Here is an 853-nt window from a genome sequence, read left to right on the forward strand (position 1 = left end):
AGCTGATCTCCGGGCTGGCTCTGGCCTCGACCTCCTTTCCCGAGTTCTTCATCGGCTATGTGCTGGTCTATTTCTTCGCCGTGAAATGGCAAATCTTCCCGGGCATTTCGACTGTCTATGACGGCATGCCTTTTGGCGAGCGCATGCAGGCGATCGCTCTGCCGGCGGCAGCGCTGACGCTGGTCGTGCTCGCCCACATGATGCGCATGACACGCGCGGCGATCCTCAATGTCATGCAGTCGGCCTATGTCGAGACCGCGGAACTGAAGGGCCTGTCGGCCTTCAACGTCATCCGCAAGCACGCCTTCCCCAATGCCATCGCGCCGATCATCAACGTCGTCATGCTCAACCTCGCCTACCTGATCGTCGGCGTCGTCGTGGTCGAGGTGATTTTCGTCTATCCGGGCATGGGGCAGTATCTTGTCGACCACGTCACCAAACGCGACGTGCCGGTGGTGCAGGCGGTCGGCCTGATCTTCGCCGCCGTTTATATCAGCCTGAATATCATTGCGGACATAGCGGCGATCGTCGCCAATCCGCGTCTCAGACATCCGAAATAGGGGGCGGATATGCTCGATATCAAACGCATCCCCCTCCCCGCGCTGATCGGGATCGTGCTGACGGCATTGTTCGTGCTGGCGGCGATCTTCGCCCCCTGGATCGCGCCGCACGGCAATGGCGAAATCGTCGGCGACGTCTGGGAACCGATGTCGGCTGCCCATTTGCTGGGCACCGACAATCTCGGCCGCGATCTTCTGTCTCGCATGATCTACGGCGCCCGCATCACTTTGTTCATCGCGGTGCTGGCCACCGCACTGTCATTCTCGCTCGGCGCCATCCTCGGCTTCTCGGC

Annotated in this window: 1 protein-coding gene and 1 pseudogene; both read left to right on the top strand. The window is 61.0% G+C overall.

The window, feature by feature from the left end; all coding sequences use genetic code 11:
- On the top strand, nt 1–560 hold a 560-nt coding region (locus tag EN893_RS35985), incomplete at its 5' end, for an ABC transporter permease (protein ID WP_164901490.1).
- A gap of 9 nt (nt 561–569) precedes the next feature.
- A pseudogene (locus EN893_RS35990) lies at nt 570–853 on the top strand (ABC transporter permease); the annotation flags it as partial.

The sequence above is a fragment of the Mesorhizobium sp. M7A.F.Ca.CA.004.04.2.1 genome, from assembly GCF_004022825.1.
Classification (GTDB): domain Bacteria; phylum Pseudomonadota; class Alphaproteobacteria; order Rhizobiales; family Rhizobiaceae; genus Mesorhizobium.